Source organism: Bacillus mycoides, from assembly GCF_000832605.1.
Lineage (GTDB): Bacteria > Bacillota > Bacilli > Bacillales > Bacillaceae_G > Bacillus_A > Bacillus_A mycoides.
The window spans coordinates 832,930-854,832 of sequence record NZ_CP009692.1 but is presented as its reverse complement, the minus strand read 5'-3'; the positions used below and the strand labels follow the sequence as shown (position 1 = coordinate 854,832).

At 35.0% G+C, this 21,903-nt stretch carries 20 protein-coding genes and 1 pseudogene; 6 read left to right on the top strand and 15 right to left on the bottom strand.

Annotated features, from left to right (window positions below; all coding sequences use genetic code 11):
- Positions 1-44 precede the first annotated feature (44 nt).
- From BG05_RS06140 to BG05_RS06090, 11 genes and pseudogenes are all read right to left on the bottom strand, one after another.
- On the bottom strand, positions 45-740 hold the full coding sequence (locus tag BG05_RS06140; RefSeq protein WP_033734325.1) for a hypothetical protein: 696 nt from the start codon (positions 738-740) through the stop codon (positions 45-47).
- Positions 727-1,515: a hypothetical protein gene (locus BG05_RS06135; protein ID WP_002129925.1), complete on the bottom strand. Its 789-nt coding sequence runs from the start codon at positions 1,513-1,515 to the stop codon at positions 727-729. Before BG05_RS06135 ends, BG05_RS06140 begins: the two co-directional genes overlap by 14 nt.
- A gap of 31 nt (positions 1,516-1,546) precedes the next feature.
- Positions 1,547-2,131, bottom strand: a complete 585-nt coding sequence (locus tag BG05_RS06130; RefSeq protein ID WP_003192372.1) for a hypothetical protein — start codon at positions 2,129-2,131, stop codon at positions 1,547-1,549.
- 118 nt (positions 2,132-2,249) lie between these two features.
- The gene (locus BG05_RS06125) at positions 2,250-2,744 is read right to left on the bottom strand and encodes a hypothetical protein (RefSeq protein ID WP_016127674.1); all 495 of its coding nucleotides are present in this window, start codon (positions 2,742-2,744) and stop codon (positions 2,250-2,252) included.
- Between the two features lie 288 nt (positions 2,745-3,032).
- Positions 3,033-3,575 (bottom strand): ribosome hibernation-promoting factor, HPF/YfiA family, encoded by a 543-nt coding sequence (gene hpf / locus BG05_RS06120; protein ID WP_002089603.1) that lies wholly within the window; start codon positions 3,573-3,575, stop codon positions 3,033-3,035.
- 320 nt (positions 3,576-3,895) lie between these two features.
- Positions 3,896-4,093 (bottom strand): cold shock protein CspC, encoded by a 198-nt coding sequence (cspC, locus tag BG05_RS06115; protein WP_001990088.1) that lies wholly within the window; start codon positions 4,091-4,093, stop codon positions 3,896-3,898.
- A 126-nt stretch (positions 4,094-4,219) separates the two neighbouring features.
- Positions 4,220-4,924: a ComFC family protein gene (locus tag BG05_RS06110; RefSeq protein WP_002129929.1), complete on the bottom strand. Its 705-nt coding sequence runs from the start codon at positions 4,922-4,924 to the stop codon at positions 4,220-4,222.
- Positions 4,924-6,273, bottom strand: coding sequence for an ATP-dependent helicase ComFA (gene comFA, locus BG05_RS06105; RefSeq protein ID WP_033713849.1), 1,350 nt, complete (start codon positions 6,271-6,273; stop codon positions 4,924-4,926). The genes BG05_RS06110 and comFA overlap by 1 nt, the downstream gene beginning before the upstream one ends.
- 130 nt (positions 6,274-6,403) lie before the next feature.
- Positions 6,404-7,862 (bottom strand): annotated as a pseudogene (locus tag BG05_RS06100) (C40 family peptidase).
- 140 nt (positions 7,863-8,002) lie between these two features.
- A complete protein-coding gene (locus BG05_RS06095; protein ID WP_002089608.1) occupies positions 8,003-8,317 on the bottom strand; it encodes a winged helix-turn-helix transcriptional regulator in 315 nt (104 codons plus the stop codon).
- Positions 8,318-8,479: 162 nt separating this feature from the next.
- Positions 8,480-9,322, bottom strand: a complete 843-nt coding sequence (locus BG05_RS06090; RefSeq protein WP_002016143.1) for a DegV family protein — start codon at positions 9,320-9,322, stop codon at positions 8,480-8,482.
- Between the two features lie 238 nt (positions 9,323-9,560).
- Here BG05_RS06090 and BG05_RS06085 point away from each other — a divergent pair, with 238 nt between their 5' ends.
- Together BG05_RS06085 and BG05_RS06080 are read left to right on the top strand one after the other, a co-directional pair.
- The gene (locus tag BG05_RS06085) at positions 9,561-10,196 is read left to right on the top strand and encodes a YigZ family protein (protein WP_003192381.1); all 636 of its coding nucleotides are present in this window, start codon (positions 9,561-9,563) and stop codon (positions 10,194-10,196) included.
- Between the two features lie 74 nt (positions 10,197-10,270).
- Positions 10,271-11,398, top strand: coding sequence for an LCP family protein (locus BG05_RS06080; protein WP_002016146.1), 1,128 nt, complete (start codon positions 10,271-10,273; stop codon positions 11,396-11,398).
- 53 nt (positions 11,399-11,451) lie between these two features.
- Here the strand turns inward: BG05_RS06080 and wecB are convergent, their stop codons facing one another.
- Positions 11,452-12,567 carry a non-hydrolyzing UDP-N-acetylglucosamine 2-epimerase gene (wecB, locus tag BG05_RS06075; protein WP_002034751.1) on the bottom strand — a complete coding sequence of 372 codons (1,116 nt, stop codon included), beginning with the start codon at positions 12,565-12,567 and terminating at the stop codon, positions 11,452-11,454.
- Positions 12,568-12,642: 75 nt separating this feature from the next.
- Complete coding sequence (locus BG05_RS06070; protein ID WP_016127671.1) at positions 12,643-14,013, bottom strand: UDP-glucose dehydrogenase family protein; 1,371 nt, start codon at positions 14,011-14,013, stop codon at positions 12,643-12,645.
- 450 nt (positions 14,014-14,463) lie between these two features.
- Here BG05_RS06070 and BG05_RS06065 point away from each other — a divergent pair, with 450 nt between their 5' ends.
- From BG05_RS06065 to BG05_RS06055, 3 genes are all read left to right on the top strand, one after another.
- On the top strand, positions 14,464-15,537 hold the full coding sequence (locus tag BG05_RS06065; protein WP_002068377.1) for a glycosyltransferase family 4 protein: 1,074 nt from the start codon (positions 14,464-14,466) through the stop codon (positions 15,535-15,537).
- Between the two features lie 208 nt (positions 15,538-15,745).
- Positions 15,746-16,483, top strand: coding sequence for a polysaccharide deacetylase family protein (locus tag BG05_RS06060; RefSeq protein ID WP_012261992.1), 738 nt, complete (start codon positions 15,746-15,748; stop codon positions 16,481-16,483).
- A 104-nt stretch (positions 16,484-16,587) separates the two neighbouring features.
- Positions 16,588-19,266 carry a sigma-54-dependent transcriptional regulator gene (locus BG05_RS06055; protein WP_002034748.1) on the top strand — a complete coding sequence of 893 codons (2,679 nt, stop codon included), beginning with the start codon at positions 16,588-16,590 and terminating at the stop codon, positions 19,264-19,266.
- A gap of 73 nt (positions 19,267-19,339) precedes the next feature.
- Here BG05_RS06055 and exsM read toward each other — a convergent pair whose 3' ends face one another.
- Positions 19,340-19,753, bottom strand: coding sequence for an exosporium regulatory protein ExsM (exsM, locus tag BG05_RS06050; protein WP_003192389.1), 414 nt, complete (start codon positions 19,751-19,753; stop codon positions 19,340-19,342).
- Positions 19,754-19,942: 189 nt separating this feature from the next.
- Here exsM and BG05_RS06045 point away from each other — a divergent pair, with 189 nt between their 5' ends.
- Positions 19,943-21,124, top strand: a complete 1,182-nt coding sequence (locus BG05_RS06045) for a chromate transporter (protein ID WP_003192391.1) — start codon at positions 19,943-19,945, stop codon at positions 21,122-21,124.
- Between the two features lie 40 nt (positions 21,125-21,164).
- On the opposite strand, the gene chbG is transcribed toward BG05_RS06045, so the two are convergent.
- Positions 21,165-21,869: a chitin disaccharide deacetylase gene (chbG, locus tag BG05_RS06040; protein ID WP_003192393.1), complete on the bottom strand. Its 705-nt coding sequence runs from the start codon at positions 21,867-21,869 to the stop codon at positions 21,165-21,167.
- Between the last annotated feature and the right edge of the window lie 34 nt (positions 21,870-21,903).

Genomic DNA, 21,903 nt, shown 5'->3' with positions numbered 1-21,903 from the left:
ATGTAAATCTCTTTTTAACAAATGATATAAAATCATAATGTAAACTAGATCACCTCTGTTTCATCATTCATAGAAATATAACTTTTTTTAGATAAAATCCATACACTTATAAAAAAGATAGAAAAACATCCAAATAAACGTATAAATAAACCCGTAGCATCTTCAAACACATTTATATAAAAAACATTTGTAAATAAAAATCCATGTAATATAAATCTATCTAGTAAAACAGCAGTGATCATACATATTATTGCAAGTAAACTAGGTAAAAATAATTGCAACAAAGCACTTATCATACATATGAAAATATTCGCAAATAATTGAATGCAAAATAATAATGGATAATTCACAGAAATACTATTTACAGCCATCATATTTGACATCAAAAATAACTGTAAAATCATACTCCCCGCAAAAAAATAAACGAAAACTAATAATTTTAAATAATATATAGAAACTAATTTCAATGCATTATTCACTCTATAAACAACATAAATACTAAAAAAATTCGACATAGCATATACAGAAAAAACGATTGTTAAAGGAATAAATATAGTTGATAAATTATAAAACGACATAACCTTATACAAAGTTTCCAATTCATTCATTTTCTCTTTTACAATTCCAGGTTCAAAATAATTGAACAAACAACCAATGATACTGACATTAAGTAAAAAGAGAATACTTAACCAAACATATTTCATCCTTATAGTTTCTTTCATTACATTATAAAAGAACATGCTTCCTACTCCCCCGTAAATAAAGAACTACAGAGCAAAACCAAATACATAACAGTACACTAAGAAAAATTTGTAATTCAAAAAAGCCGAAATCTTTAATTAAATAATCCTTAGGATTGAGAATCCCTTTTCCAATACCAAGCCAAAAAATATGTAAAATAAATGGAACTAAATAAATAAAATAAACTCGTTTTATAAAAAACGAAATTGATAAAGCCAAACTTGAAAAAACCGCACCGTATAAACCATTTAAAAATACATACATTAGAAAATATAAAGTAGGGTACTCATAATAAACCGTATTAAATTGAGCTGTTGGCGAAACAGTAGCAGCCATATAATTTAATATTGGATGCGGAGCAACTGTTGGATAAGTCATTGCATATAAATAAAAATTAAATAGTAAAGGGAAACTTATAATAAAAAAAGATACGATAAAATTAATAAAATAAAGTAGCTTAAAATAATAACCTGTTCCCATTTTAGAAATAACAGGATAAATAAACCCATAATTTTTATCAGTTCTGTAAATTCCGGCTACAGCCATCGCGGAAAGCATAGGAAATATAAGTAGATAAAACTCACAATAAAACGATAATCTATTAAAATGTAAAATATTAGACAAATATGGGGATACCTTTATAATCCCATCATCGTTAAATCCTTTAGTTGTTACACACATAGCAATATATTGAGCAATGACAATTACTAACATAATAAATAAAGACAACCAAAACATCCTACCTTTTAAAATCCTTCCTAAAAAGTAACTCATCTATAGCTCCTCCATAAACCATTAATTAAATTTAAATCTTTTTTAATATGAATAATTGATCCGCAACACCATAACATTTATTTTCTTTATTTAACCAAATGTAACGAAAAGAAACATTTGCTCTCTCTCCTTCAAATTTAGGAAACTCAACTTCATACTGATAAACATCATACTGATAAACACCATTTGCATCTTTTCTTTGTACACTCTTAACTTCTTGTTTCCACTGAATTACTTTTCCATCAATTTGTTCAATCCGTCCCAAAAGATACGTTGGTTTTTTCTTATTCGTAACACCCGTTAAAAAAACATAATAATTTTCTGGTATAACTCCTGACTTTAAATTTTTATCTAAAAGCTTATCTTCTATTGCAATATCACTTCTATCTATTTGACCTTTAAAGAAATCATTACCATTTTCATTCCCAAAAAATACTTGTTCATAAATAGTATTTTTCTTAATTTCTTGCAACTGAATACTTTTTAAATTTCCTTTTTCCGTTAAAGTATCTTCAATATTTACAATAGGTTCATCTACTTTCTTTTGACAAGAAACTAAGAAACTAATACTCAATATAAAAAAACAAACTAAAATATATTTTGAAATAAGTTTCATTACAGCTCCTCCTATTTTTAAAAATTAAATAGCAGAAAAAGTCGTATAATCTAGATTAGAAACTATACGACTTTTTCTAGCGCTACAAAATAAATAATTTCAATTTATAATTTCTAAATCAATATTCGATGTAAGGTCCATTAGGTCTTACACTATCAGGGCTCCAAGCAGTAGGATAAGCATTATTTTCTCTAGAATAACCACCAAATCTAACAGGAACATTTTTCCCATAGTTTTCATATGCATAATTTTTGAAAAGATATGTTTTACCTGGTTGCACTTCTCCTTCATGCTTACCTGAATCACCTGAAACATTTACCCATTTTCTATTTTCTGCATTTTTATTTTTATCCGCTTCTGTCCAAACGTTGAAAGAACCACCGCCCTTCTCACTGCTCTTCACACGCATATACATAGAAGTATCATTCTCTTTAGGACGTGCATTAGTATAATCATATGCATCCCAAAGTCTAAAAGTAAATTCCACATGATCAGCCCTTGTATTAGCCTTAGTATCAGCCTTAGCCGGTTCGGTTAAAGCCAAAGTACTAGCTAAAATACCTAAAGATAAAACAGATCCAAACATAAAACGACTTTTTTTCTTAATACTCACTAAAAACACCTCCGATAATTTGTAGCATTATATTGATTTTATTTTTTCACTGAAGGAATAAATTAAATCTGTATAATACATTGTTAGAATATCAAGGTCAAAGTGCACTATCAATTAATTTCAGAAGACTTAACATTTTATTTACAATTATAAAATTTTGTTAAATTAAACAAAATTAGTATGCTCATGGCAAGGAAATACTTGTAGAGATAATCACACTCAAAATCTCAATACAACCACTAAAATATATAAAAAAAGCGCAGCCATTTCGGCTGCGCTTTTGAATGATTATTTAGTTTCGATTAAACCATATTTCCCATCTTTACGGCCATATACAACATTAGTTTCATTTGTATCAGCATTTGTGAAGACGAAGAAACTATGTCCTAGCATATCCATTTGCAAGATCGCTTCTTCAACGTCCATCGGTTTTAAATCGAATCGTTTTGTACGTACAAGTTCTAATTCATCCTCTTCTACCGCATCCAGAACAGCTACTGCTTCCGGAAGGATAAAGTTAGTTTTCATAGAACCTTTCTCACGTAATTTACGGTTTACCTTTGTTTTATGTTTACGAATTTGTCGCTCAATTTTATCAACTACTAAATCAATCGCAGCGTACATATCGCTATTTGTTTCTTCTGCACGAAGTAATAAATCTGTAAATGGAATTGTTACCTCGATACGTTGCTTGTCAGAGTATACTTTTAAATTAACCTTAATCTCTGGGAATGTATCAAAATAACGCTCTAATTTACTTAGCTTTTTCTCTACATATTCCTTTAATGCTGGAGTTACTTCAATATTTTCACCACGAATGTTGAATTTCATAGATGAATTCCTCCTTTCAAGCCTATGTACTATAATTTCGACATTGGCTTAAAAACTCCTTCTAATTTTTTTAAAAAATTAGTGGAATTGCGATTTTTTTATCGTTTTTTGTTGAAATGAAAAGATGCATCGTTTCTATCTTTATTTTATCCTATTAACATCGTGAATAACGAATGTAACTGTGGACAATTAGTTACAGAAAAGAAACAACTTTTTGACAACTCCTCTAAAACAAAAAAGCCCTTGTTACGAGCAAGAGCTTTCGCCATCTATATAATGCTGCTAAAAATACAGCTCTATCTTTTCCAAAAACTTAATTTTTACAGTTTCACAACATTAGCCGCTTGTGGCCCACGTGCTCCATCAACAATATCAAACTCCACTTGTTGACCTTCTTCTAACGACTTATACCCATCTTGTTGAATAGCAGAAAAATGAACAAACACATCGTCACCATCTTCACGCTCAATAAACCCAAATCCCTTTTCTGCATTGAACCATTTTACTCGTCCTTGCATGTTCATTCCATTCCCTTCACTCTTAAAATCAGGGCATTCGCCCCATATTCTGACTATAACGAATGACAAGACTGTAAGTCAAAGAAGACCTGTCGTCTTTTTATTACCCCTTTCGACATTCACATATTAACCTCTACAAAGCGTCAAACAAGAAACCTCTCTCGCTCCTCGATCATACAAAAGGCTTCCAATTTGCCTAACAGTAATTCCTGTCGTATACACATCATCCACGATTAAAACGTGTTGCTCATGAAACATCTCTTCTCCCTGAAAATAAAAAGGATTAACTCCCGATATCCTTTCTTTACGCTTCTTCTTACTTTGTTTTTCCGTTTCTATTCTTCTTAATGATGTACAAAACATTTTGATAGGCAAACAAGAAGCTAGTAACTCCGCTTGATTAAAACCACGCTCGTATTCTCGCTCTTCACTAAGAGGAACTGGAATGGCAACTGAAACATTCGCAAAATATTTTTGAAAAAGACTTCGAAAAGGCTGATGAAAAATATGCACTAATTCAGCATCTCCTCGAAATTTAAACTGTGCTAATATTTCTTTCATCCCTTCATCATACACATGCAACGAACGATTTATGAGAGACGGAAACCCCTGCTCGTTCGTCCACCTTATGCAGTCCATACAAATATCCCCGTTTTTATATTCAGCTGGTACAAGTTCTAAAGGCCGACCACACTCCTTGCAAATATCTCCTATAATATAGGAAAGTTTTTGTTCACATCTATCACATATATACTTTTTATGAAGCTTAACAAAAAAAGTGTACCAACTAATCGCATATGAAATATACTCATCACAAAGTAGACAATGCATCAATCTATCAATCCTTGTTCTTTAGCATTCTTATTCATACTTTGAATATGTTTTTTCGCACGCACCATCGCTTCTGTCTTTCCATAATGAAAATAGATAACATCTCCATGCGGTTCATCAGAGCTTCTGCCAGCACGCCCTGCAATTTGAACGAGAGCACTTTCTGAAAATATTTCTTCCTCAGCTCCTAAAACTGCAACTTGTAAATTTTCAACAGTTACTCCTCGTTCCAAAATCGTCGTTGTAACTAATAAAGGGATTTCTCCTTTTCTGAAAGCTGCTACCTTCTCTTTTCTCGCCGGATCTTCTGCATGCACACCGTCAATTTGATTGTTTAATGATTTTAATAACTGGCTAATTTCTTCTACATATCGCACATGAGGAACAAATAGAAAAATGGGGTATCGTTTCGATAAGTACAGATTTAACCATTGTAATAAAGCACGAGGAATTTTTTTACGTATAAGACCCTTTTTCCAATTTCCGCACCACCGAAATATCGGAACTGGCAATGGATGACGATGGTATCGCCCTGAAATAATAACCCCTTTTTGCTTACCACTTCGCAACTTACGCTTCCACTTTTCATCTGGAGTTGCAGTTAAATAAATACGTGCTGCCTTCTCTTTCATCGCTTCGTTTACTGCATACTGCAACATCTTATCTGCATGATACGGAAAAGCATCTATCTCATCTACAATCATGACATGGAACGCCCTATAATAACGTAACAATTGATGTGTAGTTGCAACGATTAACGCCGCATCTTTTTCTCGGTCTAAACTCCCTCCGTATAAAGCAGCTACATTTATATTTGGAAACACTTCTTGTAATCTTGGTGCTAATTCAAGTACAACGTCCGTTCTCGGCGTTGCAATACAAACTCTTTCTCCCTTTTGTAGTGCCTCTGCAATTCCGCGAAACAACATTTCTGTTTTTCCAGCCCCGCACACCGCCCAAATAAAAAATGATTCTTTCTGCTTAACAGCGTCAACGACACTTTGCGCAGCTAACTCCTGACCGTCAGACAAAACGCCTTCCCACTGTAACGGATTCAAATAACTTTCTCCGCTTATTTCAGCAATCCCGCGAACAAGTACAGTACATTCACTTACCCTGCCCATCGTTATACATTTCCGGCAATACGTACATACTTCATTGCACCTTTTACATAGCAATGATACAAATAGTCGCTGCTCTATATTTCCGCAGCGCTGACACATATATTTTGAAGACTTCTTAATTACCCCTTGTACACAAACGACGTCTCGATTCCTTTTCAGATGATCCAATTTATCCTGCAAATCTGAAGAGAGTTCTTCTAACAGTAACTGTCTACCAGCTAACATCATCAATAGCCACCTCCAGCACTACTATAAATCCTTCTCTTTATCTCGTAAAAACTCAAAAAAGCCGATAACCTACTTATAAAATAGTAAGCTATCGACTTTATACACGTTTTTTATTCAATTATAAATCCTATAATCTACCGTAACCTAAGAAATGTTTTTGGTTGTAAGAGCTATTTACACTACCGTAAGTAACACCTGTTGACTCATCAGCAGCATGAATTATTTGACCGCCACCAATGTAAATTCCAACGTGAGATACGCCTTCTCTGTAAGTACCTTGTAAGAAGATAAGATCTCCTGGCTTCGCTTCAGATGCACTAATTTTTTGTACAGAGCTCCATAAGCTTCTTGTATCTTGACGACCTAAACCGTAAACATAAGAGATTAGTCCACTGCAGTCAAAACCACCATTTGAAATTGACGCACTACCCCATACATATTTTAGGCCCACTAAACCTCTAGCTTTTTCAACAACATCCTGTCTGCCACCTTGAGTATCCGGAACTGGAACTGGAGTTGGAGTTGGCTTTTTCGCTTCTTCTTTTTTAGGCTCTTCTTTTTGAGCTTGTCCAGCATTGTTTGCTGGAGCAGCTTGTTCTGCAGGCGCTTGCGCTGGTGCAGCTTGTTGAGCTTGTGCTTCTTTAGCAGCTTGTGCTTCTTTAGCAGCTTGCTCTGCTTGTTTTTGAGCAGCAGCTTCTTGTGCCGCTTTTTCTTGCGCTTCTTTTTCAGCGATTTGTTGTAATTTTAATGCCTGTTGTTCAAGCTCTTTCAATTGACCTTCCGTACTTGTCATTGTAGTTACAACTGTATCCATTTTACCACTTAAATCGTTTACTGCTGTTGCTTTTTTCTCTTTTTCAACGTCAAGTTCTTTCTTAGCAGTTTCAATTTGAGCTTGTGCTTCTTTTAATTCTTTTTGTTTTTCTTTTACTGTCTCAACATCTTTTTTCACGTTCGTTTGATCTTCTTGTTGTGTTTTCATGATATCTTCGTCAGATTCCATAATTTTAGACACAGAAGCTAAACGATCAACTAAATCTGCAACGTTTTTAGAGTTTACAAGAACTTCTGTTACAATGTTCGTATTTGGCTGTTCTTGTAGTGCAACTAAACGTTTTCTTAATAACTCTTCACGTTTTGCAATCTTTGTTTGTAGTTCTGCAATATCTTTATTTTTATTTTCGATTAATTGCTCAGTATCAGAAACTTTTTTTGTTGTTTCATCAAGTTTTGAAGCGTTCTCTTGAACAGACTTATCCAAACCTTGGATTGTTTTGTTTAAGTCATTCATTTGTTTTTGTAATTCATCACGTTCTTGTTGTTGTTTATGTAAAGTATCATTTTGTGTGTTAATTTGTGATTTCACGTCAGAAATTTTATCTTCTGCAAATACATTTGGTGTTAGCCCTGAAAACATTAACCCTGCAACTAATGCGCAAGATGCCATTTTTAGCTTTTTCATTTTATTTTTTACACCGCTTTCTTTTTTCATTTTCCGTATATAACCTATTAAAATTTATACCATAATTCGGGAGTTTTTTTGCTAATGTTACGGTTTTGTAAAATAAATGTAATATTACATTTATCTCTATAGCAAAGTATATCTAAATTTGTATATATATGTAGAATTTTAAGAGCCTTACACCGTTTTTTATAGGATTGAAAAAAAAACGTAAGGGAACCCCTTACGTTTTGAAAATACTCCAATATGAATGAAATAGAAACATTACTTCATCCATTTTTCAGCCCAATTTTGGACCTCATCCATAACACTTTCCAACGCTTTCCCTTTATCAGTTACACCGTACTCGATTCTAACTGGTACTTCTGGGTAAACATTACGAACTACAATACCTTCGCCTTCTAATTCCTTTAAACGTTCTGACAACATACGATCGCTCATATTCGGTATAATATCTGCGATTTCTCTGAAACGTTTCGGCTCTTCGAGCAAAGATTTAATAATTAAGCCAGTCCATTTCTTACTAAGCATTGTAAAAGCTGACTCAAACTTTGGACATAAACAAGAATTATGCTCCATATGTTTCACCTCTCTTCTATTATAATATAGTTTCTTGTAAAAAGTAAGTAATAAAACTTTCCTCATTATTTAATTTTACATACATTTTACCATTTCCAAATATTAACTTGTCAAATCCCCGTAAAAAAACCCTCTTCAAGTAAGAGAGCTTTTATATCTTTATCACTTCGTATACCAACCTAAACCAAGCGCACCTTCACCTAAATGCGTCCCAATTACAGCTCCGAAATAACTCGTACGAATTGTAACATGAGGGTATATCTCTTCTAATTCTTGTTTCCATTCATTAGCTTCCTCTTCACGATTCGCATGAATAATAACAGCTTCCATAGGCACACCTTTATTTGCCTGCTCATCAAAGATTTCAACGATACGCTTTAACGCTTTTTTACGCGTACGAATTTTTTCGAATGGAATAATTACTTTATCTCTAAAGTATAATACTGGTTTTACTTGTAACAAACTACCGATGAAAGCTTGTGCACTATTTAATCTTCCACCACGTTGTAAATGATGTAAATCATCCACTACAAAATAAGCATCCATCGTTTGCTTCATTTCATCAAAGCGAGCGATAATCTCTTCTGGGGCTTTCCCTTCACTTACTAATTTCGCCCCTTCACGCACGTAAAACCCTTGTACTTCACAACTAATTTCAGAGTCGTACGTATATACATCAATACCATCTACCATCTGTCCAGCTGCCGTTGCTGTTTGATATGTACCACTAATTCCACTGGAAAGGTGAATGCTAATAACTGCATCATATTCTTTAGATAACTCTTCATATAACTCTAAAAACTTTCCAATTGCTGGTTGCGAAGTTTTCGGAAGTTCTTCTTGTTCACGTACCTTTATATAAAAATCATTTGCTGAAACTTCAGCCTCTTCTTGATAAGATTCCGTTCCAAACACAACGTTTAATGGAATCATATATATATTGAGTTCGTCACGAATATGCTTCGGTATATATGCTGTACTATCGGTAACAATAGCTGTTTTCATTTTCGTACCTGCCTTATAAAAAATTTTTATCCCCTAATTTTACACGAAAACTAGAAAAGGTGCATCCATACATAAAAATGCCGGCTAGAAACTACAATCACTCGCTCGACAAATTACAACAAAAAGATAAAATACTCACCAAAAATTTCAACATATTTGTAAAAAATGTTTGAATATAAAAACGCTCCCTTTTAAAATGTAAAGTACTAGTTATTTTGAAAGATAGGGGCGTATACCATTGTTATTACAATATTTAACAATAAAAGGCTATGGAGAGCACGAAATTGTGATTCAAAAATCAAGATTCATTTGCTATGTGAATCGCGCCACAACGGAAGAGGAAGCTCAAGCATTTATACAAAAAATAAAAAAACAGCATTGGAATGCAACACATAATTGTTCCGCATATTTAATCGGTGAGCAAGATCAAATTCAAAAGGCAAACGATGACGGCGAACCGAGCGGCACAGCTGGTGTACCTATGTTAGAAGTATTAAAAAAGCGAGGTCTAAAGGATACTGTCGTTGTCGTCACGCGCTATTTTGGTGGCATTAAACTTGGTGCTGGTGGATTAATTCGCGCATATGGAAAATGTACAAGTGAAGGACTTAATCACGTAGGCGTTGTTGAGCGAAAACTAATGCGCGTTATGGAAACAGAAATTGATTACACATTGCTTGGCAAAGTTGAAAATGAATTACGTAATTCAGAATATAACATTAAAGATATACATTATCTAGAAAACGTCACATTCGATACGTATGTAAAAGAAAATCGAAAACAAACATTTACAGATTGGATGATTGAATTAACAAACGGGAAGTGTACAATTAAAGAAGGAGATATGTTGTACTTAGAACAAGGTGTTATCTAAGAATAGCTAACTTATCGCCTTTAAAGATTAATGTAGTGAATTAATTCCCTACAAATGAACTAAGGAGATTATATATGGAAGAACGTTATTATCATCTCCAAAATAGCAGAATAAAAAAGAAACGTAGAAGAAAGTTTTTCTTCTTTCTTATTTTCGCATTTTTATTTGGTAGCGTAGGACTTTATATGTTAAATTCCTACACTTCTCTCATGGGGATGTACAGTGGATTTAGCCGTGAAAAATCTAAATTACGAGCAGAAGATGTGGAAATCACAAAAAAACCTTTCACAATACTAATTATGGGTATTGAGGATTACGCAACAGATGGTCAAAACGGCCGAACAGATTCACTCATGTTCGCGACAGTTAATCCAAACTCAAAAAAGGTTTCACTTATGAGTATCCCACGCGATTCTCGTGTTAAGATTGTTGGCAAAAATAAAGAAGACAAAATTAACGCTGCCCATGCTTACGGTGGAGAAAAAATGGCAATCGACACCGTCGAAGAGTTTTTAAAAGTTCCTGTTGATCATTATATTAAAATTGATTTCCAAGGATTTAAAGGTATCGTTGATGCTGTTGACGGTATTACCGTTGATGTCCCCTTCGATTTCTGGGAACGCTCTGACGTGGATTACTATAAAAAAATCCAATTTAAACAAGGTCAACAGAACTTAAATGGTGAAGAAGCACTCGCATACGTCCGTATGCGAAAGCAAGATCCTAACGGTGATTATGGTCGAGCTGCTAGACAAAGACAAGTACTGGCTGCTGTTGCCCAAAAGCTAAACTCTGCTTCTACCGTATTTAAAATTAAAGATTTAACAAAGGTAGTTGGAAAATATATAAAAACCGATATTCCTATTTCAGACGGACTTGCTCTTTACAATAAAATCTCTGGATTCGACCCTTCTACAATACAAACGTTAAAACTTGAAGGAGAAGACAGAAAAATTGGCGGTATTTATTACTTCCTTCCAGATCCAATCAGTGTAGAGACTGTACGTAACGAAATTGAAAAGGAAATAGGAGAAAAAGCAAAAGTTCCAACAGAGACTACGAAAAATGAGAATACAAATTCCGATTCAAATTCTAACTCCAGCGCAAAAGCAAAGAAGGAGCCGAGTGAGAACAAAACACCACCGCCTCCTCCCCCTTCTACAAATGCTCATGCAGAGTGGATTATGAGGAATCATGAATAAAAAAAGAGCCAAATCGTATACGATTTGGCTCTTTTTATTTCACGCAATTGTTGTTACTTCTTAAAGTGTTGTAAAATCGCTTCTACAATACGCTCAGACGCACGACCATCGCCGTAAGGGTTAGATGCTTTCGTCATCTTATCATGAGCTTCTTTATCAGATAACAACTCATCAGCAAGACCAAAGATTGTCTCTTCATCTGTTCCTGCTAATTTCAGCGTACCTGCTTCGATACCTTCTGGGCGTTCCGTCGTATCACGAAGGACAAGGACTGGCACACCTAGTGATGGTGCTTCCTCTTGTACACCACCAGAATCAGTTAACATTAAGTATGAACGAGCTGCAACGTTATGGAAATCAATTACATCTAACGGCTCAATTAAATGAATACGGCTATGCTCGCCTAAAATATCATTCGCTATTTCGCGAACAACAGGATTCATATGAACAGGGTATACAACTTGTACATCTTCGTGCTTATCAACAAGACGCTTAATTGCACGGAACATATTGCGCATTGGTTCTCCTAAATTTTCACGACGGTGTGCTGTCATAAGTACAAGACGATCATTTCCAAGTTTCTCTAACACCGAATGGCTATAAGTTTCTTTTACAGTTGTCTTCAGTGCATCGATCGCTGTATTTCCTGTTACGAAAATGCGTGACTCATCTTTATTTTCTTTTTGTAAGTTCGTTGCTGATTTTGTTGTAGGTGAGAAATGAAGATCCGCCATTACACCTGTTAGTTGGCGATTCATCTCTTCTGGATATGGAGAATACTTATCCCATGTACGAAGTCCGGCTTCCACATGCCCTACTGGAATTTGATTATAGAAAGCAGCTAAGCTTGCAATAAATGTCGTCGTTGTATCACCATGCACAAGTACGATATCAGGCTTCGCTTCTTTCATTACTTTATCTAAACCTTCTAAACCACGTGTTGTAATATCAATTAAAGTTTGACGATCTTTCATGATATTCAAATCGAAATCTGGCGTAATTCCAAAGATATTTAATACTTGATCTAACATTTGACGGTGTTGTGCTGTTACAGTCACAATTGATTCAATCTTTTCTGGGTGCTTTTGCAACTCTAATACAAGAGGTGCCATTTTAATTGCTTCTGGTCGTGTCCCGAAAATTGTCATTACTTTTAAACGTTCAGTCATTTCATTGCCTCTTTTCTTTCACTAGTTAAAACTTCTATTATCGCATATAAAAATATGCATGTGAAAATACACTTTTTAACGCACCTGAGAAACATTACTATTACAGGCGCCTTTTCGCCCAACTGAGTAATAATCTAATCCATGCTTCTCGGCATCCTCATTAGTATAACAATTTCTCCCATCAAATAGAATAGGTTCCCTCATAAGCTGTGCATACTTTTCTAGCGGATAATTTCGAATTGATTCCCATTCTGTTACGATAAAAACTGCATGCGCCTCTCTAATCGATTCATCTATACACTTAGCGTATCGTATCGTATTTCCAAATAAACTTCTTACATTTTGAATAGCTTGCGGGTCATATAAAACCACATCCGCACCTATATTAATTAATTCCTCTATTATAATGAGAGATGGCGCTTCCCTAATATCGTCAGTATTCGGTTTGAATGCTGCACCAAGAACCGCAATTCGCTTCTTCTTCATATCTATAATTTTCTTCGCCTTTTCAACTAACAACAACTGTTGTTTATTATTCACTTCAATGACTGCTTTCAACAAGCTAAAATCATGAGAAACATTCCCTGCAATTTGCACAAGTGCTTTCGTATCTTTTGGAAAACAAGATCCTCCATATCCGATGCCTGCATTTAAAAAAGATGCACCAATTCTCTTATCCATCCCCATCCCTGTAGCTACATCTAATATATCCGCACCCACTTGCTCACATATATTAGAAATTTCATTAATAAAACTAATCTTCGTAGCTAAAAAAGCATTAGATGCATATTTAATCATCTCAGCACTTCGAATATCTGTAATATACGTTTGTAAGCTTAATTTGCTGTACAAATTCTCTACTTTCCTTGCCGCTTCTTCACTACATGATCCAATTACGATACGATCACCATGAAAAAAATCATAAATACCAGAACCTTCTCTTAAAAACTCTGGATTCGATACAATATATAATTCATGTCTACCTTGTAGTTTCCCCTCAATCCATTCTCTCATTACATCATTTGTCCCTACAGGAACCGTACTTTTCGTAACAACAATAATATCGTTATTCACATATGTTCCAATATCATCACAAGCACTACGAATATACGTTAAATCTGCTGTTCCATCTAATAACGATGGCGTTCCAACTGCAATAAATATAAACTCTACATCATTAAATGCCGCTGATTTACTTGCTGTAAAAGTTAAATGATTATTCTCGTATGCTTCATTTATTAATTCATTTAATCCAGATTCATAAATAGGTAACTCGCCTTGTTTAATCCGTTCAATTTTTTCACTATTTATATCGAAACATGTGACTGAATGTCCCAATCTCGCCAATCCTACTCCCGTAATCAATCCAACATATCCGGTACCTATTATCGTAATTTTCATTTTCTTTTCGCACAGGAATATACATAAGAAAATATACGAATACATAGAACTCCCCCTGTGCTTCCCCCTCTCACAATAAGAATGAGAAAACTCTTTCACTTCTTTATTATATGAATCGTTTTTTTATTATTTTTTAAGATTTTGTAAAGTTGAATGATGCAATATATACAAAATGTAAATTCCCACAATTTAACACGGAACTTACTCATTTTACGTGCAACACTTATAATACTGAAACAAAAGTCATCGCTATATGAGAGGGAAGTACAATGTCATATTATAAGCCACAATATGAGATCAACCTTCTCAAAGGACACAACATTCCATATCCAATTGTCATATATTCTATTCACTGCCCTTTACAGCCAAAAGAAAAAAAGATTGAATTCTAATCTTTTTGTGATACCATATGTTATGAGCCTGTAAATAAACATCATAATTTTCAGATAAATATGATTGAAAAAATTACGTTAAACTATAAAGGGTGGGGTATTAATGGACTCACAAGTGATTTATGCCATTTTGGCATCTTTCATCACTGTACTCGTCGTTACTCCTTTAGTTATTAAATTAGCTTTCAAAATAGGAGCAACAGACAAGCCAAATGCGCGTAAAGTACACCAAAAAATTATGCCTCGTCTTGGCGGGTTAGCAATTTTCATCGGTGTAGCCGTAGGATTTGTTGTCGGTGGATTGTACGAACAAAGAATGTTATCGATAACTTTAGGTGCTATCATCATTGTTATCATCGGGATTTTAGATGATATGTACGAACTATCTGCGAGGGTAAAATTCGGTGGACAACTATTAGTTGCCATCATGATTGTCAAAAGTGGATTATTAGTGCAAGTATTATATATTCCAATTCTTGGAGATACTGAACTCGGATGGCTTGCTTATCCAATTACTGTATTTTGGATTGTAGGTATTACAAATGCCATCAACTTAATTGATGGATTAGATGGATTATCCGCAGGGATTTCATCTATCGTACTTGCAACGCTAGCATATATGGCCTTCACTAGCCCATGGGGTACTGGAGCAGCTATTATATTACCTCTAGCACTGATTACATTAGCAAGTACAATTGGATTTTTATTCTACAACTTCCATCCAGCAAAAATTTTCATGGGAGATACAGGAGCACTATTTTTAGGATACTGTATTTCTGTTATATCGTTACTTGGATTATACAAAAGCGTAACCTTATTCAGTTTTATCGTTCCAATCATTATTTTAGGTGTACCTATATTTGATACGACATTTGCAATTATCCGCCGTATCGTAAATAAAAAGCCTATTTCAGCACCAGATAAGTCGCATTTACATCACCGTTTGCTTGCAATGGGATTCTCTCATCGTAAAACGGTACTAATTATTTACGCATTGGGTATTTTCTTTAGTGTAAATGCAATTATTTTCAGTAGTGCAACATTATGGTTATCCATTATTCTTCTTTTCATTTTAATCTTCTTTACAGAAATCATTGCTGAAGTAATCGGTCTTGTACACGAACGTTACAAACCAATTATTTCCTTCTATAAAAAAGTGAAAAAGCGCGAAGACTAATTGTAGTATAGCCTTTACTATTATGAAATATTCAAATAGCATCCTCTTTTCATAAGAGGATGCTATTTTTTATTTTTTAATCCTTATTCCCCATTTCCAAAATATAGATTGTTTGAGAGTGCCTCTATTGGAGAAAGATATACGTATAACGAAAAAAGCATCAAATTTTCATTTTTACATCTTGATTGTCAAACTGAGGGTGAATGTTATGATCAAGCGATTACTTCAATGTATAATTTTATTTTTAACTATTACTATGTACGCATCATCGAATACAAAAGCAACTACAGACATTCAAGTAAAAGATTACCAAAGTACTCAAACTACCTCTCCTACAACAAAAATTGCGTACTTAACATTTGATGACGGACCAAATAAATACACACCACAAATTTTAAATATTTTAAAAGAGAAGAACGGAAAAGCAACTTTCTTCGTTATTGGCGGAAAGGTGCCACATTATAAAAAAACGATGGAGCGATTGATTAAAGATGGACATTATATCGGTCTCCATAGTATGTCGCATGATGTAAAACGTCTTTATACTGGCGATCCATCTGTTTTAATTGCAGAAATGGAGCAAACCCAAAACATTGTCCAGCAAGTTACACATTTAAATACACATCTCGTTCGGGTCCCATACGGTAGCATGCCTTACTTAAAAAAGAATTACCGTGATGCACTCGTATCTGCCCAGTATAAAATGTGGGATTGGACAATTGATACATATGACTGGAAAAGCTATGATAATCCTTCCGCAATACTAGAAAGGGTACGAAATCAAAGCGATGAGCAAGTAGAGGTTATTTTAATGCATGATTCTAGTGTCACAGTGCAAATACTCCCAAAAGTAATTGATTATTTACACTCACAAGGATATAAACTACTTCCCTACAATCCATCTTCCCATCTCGAAGTGAATTTTTGGAAAGACACAAGATTGTAACAGCTTTAGTGCCTATGTACTAAAGCTGTTTTATTTTTCTCTTCCCACACTTCTCATTTTTGTGTAATATTTTAAATAGTGATGAAGTTTCGAGGTGAATAGAAATGAAACGAATAGATCTCATTTTTAACGCAATACAAAAAGGGAATTATACAGAAGGTATAACAGCATCAGAACTCGCTACACTTCTACAGTTAGACCGTGCAAATGTTAGTAGCGATTTAAACAAGCTTGTGAAAGATAATCGTTTATTAAAAACGAGTACACGCCCTGTCCGTTTTTATATAGAAACGAACACTTCATTGGAAACGCATTCAACAAAGGGCACTTCATTAGATACATTTGCTATTGAAAATACAAGCCTAAAAATTGCAATTGAAAAAGCAAAAGCTTCTATTCTCTATCCTCCAAACGGTATGCATACTTTACTACTTGGAGAAACAGGTGTCGGAAAATCGATGTTCGCTTCTTTAATGCACGAATACGCAATTGAAGTGGAACAACTTCCAAAAGATGCACCTTTTATCGTCTTTAACTGTGCTGATTATGCAAACAATCCACAACTACTACTTGGACAGTTATTTGGGATAAAAAAAGGAGCTTACACAGGTGCCAGTGATCAAAAAGGGTTAATTGAAAAAGCACATGAAGGAATCCTCTTCTTAGATGAAGTACATCGCCTTCCTCCAGAAGGACAAGAGATGCTCTTCACATTTATTGATCGCGGAGTATACCGCCGCCTTGGAGAAACGGAAAATGAACGTAAGGCACGAGTGTTGATTATTACTGCAACAACCGAAGAACCAAATTCATTTTTATTAAAAACATTTACAAGACGTATTCCGATGACCGTTACGCTTCCACCACTTCGTGAGCGAACACATAAAGAACGGTTTGCTTTACTACAACTATTTTTCACAAATGAAGCAATTCGTCTAAGGAAAGAGATTCATGTTAGTCCAAATACAATGCGTGCTTTCGTCTTTTACAATTGTCCAAATAACATCGGTCAATTGAAAACGGACGTACAAATTGCCTGTGCGAAAGCTTATTCTGATTTCGTAACAAAAAAACGTGATTCTGTCTGTGTTTCAAGTACAGATTTACCTTGGTATATGAAAGAAGGATTATTTATTGAAAGAAAGAGCCGTCATCTATATCAAATACCAAATGAAACATTTGTATTTACAGGTGATGAAGGTTGGAGTAAACATACAATAAAACCCGAAGGAAGTCGCTCTTCTATTTACGATTATATTGATTATAAATATGAAGAACTTCAAGCACGCGGCATTGAAGAGGAAGAATTAGAATTACTAATAGAAAATGATATTCAAAGCTTTTTCGTCCAATACTTTAACCAAATATCTAAAAAGACAAGTCATGAAAATGTTTTTAAAATTGTGGATCGTAATATCGTTTCCGTATGTGAAAAAATCGCGGAACTAGCTGAAAAATATTTATCTAAAACTTTCGATGAAAAAGTATTTCTCGCTTTAAGTTTACATGTACAGACAACTCTACAACGTTTACAGGGCGGGAAACAAATTCACCACCCACAATTAAATCAAATTCGTACGAAATATAAAGAAGCTTTTTCCGTAGCTATGCAATGTATTCAGCTATTAGAAGAAGAATTACAAATAACAATACCTATTGATGAAGCTGGCTTTTTAACAATGTTCTTCGTTGTTGATCCAATTCCTGCCTCACAAACAGAAGTAAAAGTATTAATATTAGCACACGGTAATGGCATCGCAACAGAAATGGCAAACGTTGCAAACGAACTTCTCGGTATTGATGAAGTAACTGGTATCGATATGCCCTTGCATGAATCACCAAAAGACTTCTTAGAGCGTGTTAAAGTGTATATGAAAACACTTCAAAATGTAAACGGGCTTCTCTTACTTGTTGATATGGGATCTCTCGCTTATATTGGTGATATATTAGAAACTGAATTCAAAATCCCTGTACGTGTTCTTTCCATGACGAGTACACCACACGCACTAGAAGCAGCTCGAAAAGCTCAGCTTGGCTATTCATTAGATGCACTATACGAAACAGTGAAGAACTTAACGCCGTTCTATTTAAACGTACAGGAAGAAAAGAAAAAGCCACTATCGCCAATGAAATCCGTGATTTTAACAGCTTGTTTAACCGGCGAAGGAAGTGCTTTAGCAATTCAAAAAATGTTAGAGAACTATTTACGCTTTGATAAAGACTTAATTGAAATTATTCCGATTAGCATCGTTCATGAAAAAGATTTAACGAAAATGATCGAGAACATAAAAAAAGAGCGTAATATCATTTGTATCGTCACGAATTTCGATATGCAAATACCTTGCTTAACATATCATTTCCAAGACATTGTGAACTACACAGCTATTCAACCAATTCAAGAATTGATTACGTATGAAGAAACCTATGCAAAAATGGCTGATATTCTTGAACAACAAATGCAGCGTAACGATGGAGCATTACTTATTAAAACAATTCGTTATGCATTAAATACAATTCAAGAATTGATTTCTTTACAGCTAACTCCCGACAGTTTAATGGGTGTGATTTTGCATATGAGCTGCATGGTTGACCGTCTTCAAAAAGGCGAAAGTCTCCTCCCTCATCCTGATAAAGAGAAACGAAGACAAGATGAGTACTGGATGTATATGAAAGTGAAAAAAGCATTGCAACCTATTGAAAATACATTTGAAATACAAATCCCAGATGACGAAGTATTTTATATAATGGACTTCTTCATTAAAAATCAGCCTGTAAAAAATTAAACTAGGCGATATTGTAGCACTCTATATAATTAGAAAAGGCTGTTCCAAAATGTTTTTTGGACAGCCTTTTCGCTTACTTCTTTACTTCCCTTATTCTCCCCCTTATTTCTCCCTTTTTATTAGCTTTCGTATTAACATTTACATATACATTTGCTTGCATTATCTCTTGAAACAAGCTGTCAAATGCTCTCCCCTGTAAAGGCCCTTCAAAATCCTCTACTCTAGCTACACCAGTAACGACTCCTTCATTCACACTAATTCCTTGCTCTAACGGACCAAACAAACTTAAAATAACTGGACCAATTTGATTCGCTTTTCCTAAATGAATTTGGCATGACGTGATTTTTTTTATATTTTTTAATATGACCCGATATTGCAACTTCTTTAAATCTTCACTAAAAATGAGCTCTGTTACACCGTAAGCTTCTGTATTTACAGGAGGTACTTCCCTCTTCCCTGTTAACCTAGCAAAGAAATGTGTTGTCATACGGGCATTCTCCTCATATAAATTTCCCAGCACTACTTCTACTACTTTATGGTTTAGACATAATCATTTATGACTTTTTCAAATTTTAATTACGAAGAAAAGATTCACACAATCTTTACATTGAAATCGTTTCTTTTGCTTTACTCCCTCTTGTATAATGCACTTAGAAAAACAGTCTAGGAGGAAATTTTGAAAAATAATAAATACTCTTTCCAATCATTAATAGAGATTTTTCTCGTATCATTTAAATTAGGACTTACTTCATTTGGTGGTCCTGTCGCCCATCTTGGTTATTTTCATCATGAATACGTGCAAAAAAGAAAATGGATGGATGAACGAAGTTACGGAGACTTAGTAGCGCTATGTCAATTCCTTCCTGGCCCTGCTAGCAGCCAAGTCGGTATGGGAGTTGGCTTATTACGCGGCGGATTATTAGGATCCATTATTTCATGGATCGGATTCACTCTCCCATCTGTGCTCGTTTTAGTTTTCTTCGCTTCATTTCTTAACCAATTCGAGCTTGGAAGTACTGGCTGGATTCACGGACTGAAGCTTGTAGCGGTCGCAATTGTCGCTCATGCAATATGGGGAATGGCTCAAAAGTTAACACCAGACCGAAACCGTGCAACAATCGCAATTGCAACTGCCGCAATCGCCCTATTATGGCCAAGCAGCTGGACACAAGTAATTCTCATTATAGTATCTGGTTTCATCGGTTGGTTTTTATATCGTGGCCAGCCAGTTAGCCAAGCTCATAAAATAAACGTACCTATTTCAAAAATGGTAGCCATATCTTGTCTCGTCTTATTCTTCGGACTATTAATACTGTTACCGATGTTACGACCATACTCTTATTTCATCTCTTTATTTGACAGCTTCTATCGCTCTGGTGCACTTGTATTTGGCGGAGGGCATGTCGTACTTCCTCTTCTTGAAAGTGAGTTTGTACAAAACGGGATGATGACAAAAGAACAATTTCTTGCTGGATACGGATTAACACAAGCAGTGCCAGGGCCACTATTTACATTCGCTTCTTATATAGGAGCAGTGCTAAATGGAACCGCCGGAGCAGTTGTTGCAACGATCGCTATCTTTCTTCCTGCCTTCCTGCTCGTTGTTGGCGTTTTACCATTTTGGGACAGTGTAAGGAGAGTATCTTACATACAAGGTGCACTACTTGGAGTAAACGCAGCCGTTGTCGGCATTTTACTTGCAGCTTTTTATGATCCAATTTGGACGAGTACAATTATGAATTCTGTAGATTTCGTTTTTGCTTCTCTTCTATTTTGCTTACTCGCTTTTTGGAAAACACCACCTTGGGTTATCGTTATAATCGGGGCCTTCGGTGGATATGTTCTATGCATTTTGTAAGCACAAAAAACGACGGCCCCATTTAGCCGTCGTTTTCCTATTAAAACTTCACAAGCTCCATTCCCTCAGGCAGCTCACTCTCCGTTAAAATACGCAACTCTTTCACGCGATCCATTACGTAAGAAGAACGTTTCACAAGCTCTGGGTCAATATAAGCTGGATGCACCATAATTTCTACCGTTTGCTCATCCTGTACTCTTTCTTTTAACTGCACAAAGTAATCTTCCGTCACACCGTCAGCGTAAAAGTCACTGTAAAACACATCTGAAAATGGGCGCACCGCTCGCTCTTCTTCACAACGACGAATTGGAACATTATATTTACTTGCTAATCTCTCAAGAACGTCGTGTAAAAGCGGTAATCCATGCACGTGATGATGACTATCTAAATGAGTTGGTGTTAATCCGTAAGATAAAAACTTCTCAATTTGAGCAGTCCATTCTTTTTCTACCTCTTCTGGATTTATATTTCCTTCCCATACAACACTTTGTTTATGAAACAATCCATCGCTACTTACAAGTGATGGATTGTCTTTAAGAAGCGGTTCTCCTGCCGTTAATACGAGATGAACTCCTACTCCTAACGTTTTATACTCTTTCGCTAAGCGTACGGCATGCTCTGTCCCTGGCATATTCATCATCATCGTCGTTGAATTTACAATCCCGTTTTTATGTCCATCAATAATTCCGTAATTTGTACCTTCCGTAAGACCGAAATCATCTGCATTTACAATTAGTTTAATCATCGCAATACCTCCTACTAGAATTAAAAAAAGCGGG